Annotated in this window: 2 rRNA genes; both read left to right on the top strand. The window is 53.1% G+C overall.

Annotated elements, in window-relative coordinates:
* Positions 1-102 precede the first annotated feature (102 nt).
* Positions 103-2,896 (top strand): 23S ribosomal RNA (locus EDF58_RS25605).
* A 140-nt stretch (positions 2,897-3,036) separates the two neighbouring features.
* Positions 3,037-3,151 (top strand): 5S ribosomal RNA (gene rrf / locus EDF58_RS25600).
* Positions 3,152-3,176 lie beyond the last annotated feature (25 nt).

The following is a 3,176-nucleotide window of genomic DNA, read 5'->3' as shown; positions in this document are numbered from 1 at the left end:
CAAATACATACGACGTGTCATTATATATCTGGCTGAGATAAATCGTCCCACCTGTAAACAACGCGGCCTCTATGCAGGGTTGTCGTTGATGGTGTGGATTCTCAAGCGTGAGGTAAGAGCATTTGGTGGATGCCTTGGCATGTACAGGCGAAGAAGGACGTGGCACGCTGCGATAAGCGTCGGGGAGCTGTGAGCAAGCTTTGATCCGGCGATTTCCGAATGGGGAAACCCACCTTCACCATTTCTCTCGATGGATGGGCAACCAGTCATTGAGTGAGGTGGATAAGGTATCATCAGGTTGAATACATAGACTTGGTGAAGCGAACCCGGGGAACTGAAACATCTAAGTACCCGGAGGAAAAGACATCAACCGAGATTCCGTTAGTAGTGGCGAGCGAACGCGGACCAGGCCAGTGCCTTCATTTTAACTAGCAGAACACTTTGGAAAGAGTGGCCATAGCGGGTGACAGCCCCGTATGCGAAAGCGATGATGAAGGACTCGAGTAGGGCGGGACACGTGAAATCCTGTCTGAACATGGGGGGACCACCCTCCAAGCCTAAATACTCGTACATGACCGATAGCGAACACAGTACCGTGAGGGAAAGGTGAAAAGCACCCCGATGAGGGGAGTGAAACAGTACCTGAAACCGAATGCTTACAAGCAGTAGGAGCCTCTTTAGGGGGTGACTGCGTACCTCTTGCATAATGGGTCAGTGACTTAATGTACCATGCGAGCTTAAGCCGTTAGGTGTAGGCGCAGCGAAAGCGAGTCTGAATAGGGCGACAGAGTATGGTGTATTAGACCCGAAACCCGGCGATCTAGGCATGACCAGGTTGAAGGTGCGGTAACACGCACTGGAGGACCGAACCGGTGAATGTTGAAAAATTCTCGGATGAGTTGTGTTTAGGGGTGAAAGGCCAATCAAGCCGGGAAATAGCTGGTTCTCCGCGAAATCTATTGAGGTAGAGCGTCGGATGTATGCCGTTGGGGGTAGAGCACTGGATGGTTGCGGGGGTCGCGAGATCTACCAATACTAACCAAACTCCGAATACCAACGAGACTTATCCGGCAGACAGACGGCGGGTGCTAAGGTCCGTCGTCAAAAGGGAAACAGCCCTAACCTACAGCTAAGGTCCCCAAGTCATCACTAAGTGGGAAAGCATGTGGGAATCCCAAAACAACCAGGAGGTTGGCTTAGAAGCAGCCATCCTTTAAAGAAAGCGTAACAGCTCACTGGTCTAATTAAGGGTTCCTGCGGCGAAAATGTAACGGGGCTAAAGTGATGCACCGAAGCTTAGGGTTCAGATCTTTGATCTGAGCGGTAGCGGAGCGTTCCGTAAGCGAGTGAAGCGATCTGGTAATGGGTCGTGGACGTATCGGAAGTGCGAATGCTGACATGAGTAGCGATAAAGAGGGTGAGATGCCCTCTCGCCGAAAGACCAAGGGTTCCTGCTTAAAGCTAATCTGAGCAGGGTGAGCCGGCCCCTAAGACGAGCCCGAAGGGGGTAGTCGATGGGAACCACGTTAATATTCGTGGGCCTGGTGGTGTGTGACGGATCTCGTGTATTGTACAACCTTATTGGATTGGTTGTGCTTTGAAGAGGTTCCAGGAAATAGCCCCACCGTATAGACCGTACCCGAAACCGACACAGGTGGTCAGGTAGAGTATACCAAGGCGCTTGAGAGAAGTATCCTGAAGGAACTCGGCAAATTGCCTCCGTACCTTCGGAAGAAGGAGGCCCCGGCTATGCGCAAGCACTGTCGGGGGGCACAGGCCAGGGGGTAGCGACTGTTTAGCAAAAACACAGGACTCTGCTAAGTCGGCTTCAAGACGACGTATAGGGTCTGACGCCTGCCCGGTGCCGGAAGGTTAAGAGGAGGAGTGCAAGCTCCGAATTGAAGCCCCGGTAAACGGCGGCCGTAACTATAACGGTCCTAAGGTAGCGAAATTCCTTGTCGGGTAAGTTCCGACCTGCACGAATGGCGTAACGACTTCCCCACTGTCTCCAGGATATGCTCAGCGAAATTGAATTCTCCGTGAAGATGCGGAGTACCCGCGGTTAGACGGAAAGACCCCGTGCACCTTTACTGCAGCTTCAGAGTGGCATTAGGATAGAATTGTGTAGCATAGGTGGGAGGCTTTGAAGCAACGGCGCCAGCTGTTGTGGAGCCATAGGTGAAATACCACCCTGTTATGTTCTGATGTCTAACCTCGCACCGTTATCCGGTGCAGGGACCCTCTGTGGCGGGTAGTTTGACTGGGGCGGTCGCCTCCTAAAGAGTAACGGAGGCGCGCGATGGTAGGCTCAGGCCGGTTGGAAACCGGCTGCAAGAGTGCAATGGCATAAGCCTGCCTGACTGCGAGATTGACGAATCGAGCAGAGACGAAAGTCGGTCATAGTGATCCGGTGGTCCCTCGTGGAAGGGCCATCGCTCAACGGATAAAAGGTACGCCGGGGATAACAGGCTGATGATTCCCAAGAGCTCATATCGACGGAATCGTTTGGCACCTCGATGTCGGCTCATCACATCCTGGGGCTGGAGCAGGTCCCAAGGGTTTGGCTGTTCGCCAATTAAAGTGGTACGTGAGCTGGGTTCAGAACGTCGCGAGACAGTTTGGTCCCTATCTGCCGTGGGCGTCGATACTTGAGAGGAGTTGACCCTAGTACGAGAGGACCGGGTTGAACATACCTCTGGTGTACCTGTCGTGGCGCCAGCCGCGCAGCAGGGTAGCTATGTATGGAAGGGATAACCGCTGAAAGCATCTAAGCGGGAAGCCTCCCTCGAGATTAGGTATCATAGAGTCGTGATAGACCATCACGTTGATAGGCCGGGTGTGGAAGTGGGGTAACCCATGGAGCTAACCGGTCCTAATAACTCTGTTCATGCTTGATGAATCCCACCATCAATGACAGCCCTGCTACCAAGCAGAGCATCGTCAAGGATGTTCGGACGATCATCCAGCCAGATATACAGCTCCAAACAGGAGCAGCACGGGCAACATCGATTAAAAAACAGCACGCCGTCTCCATTGCTTGGTGACCATAGCGTCAGTGACCCACCCGATCCCATCTCGAACTCGGCCGTGAAACCTGACAGCGCCAATGGTACTAACGCTCAAGCGTTGGAAGAGTAGGACGTCGCCAGGCATTGAAGCCGGCGTGCTGTAAAAAA

It is taken from the genome of Novosphingobium sp. PhB57, from assembly GCF_004342985.1.
In the GTDB taxonomy this organism is placed as follows: Bacteria; Pseudomonadota; Alphaproteobacteria; order Sphingomonadales; family Sphingomonadaceae; genus Novosphingobium.
This window is presented reverse-complemented; position numbering and strand designations above follow the sequence as displayed.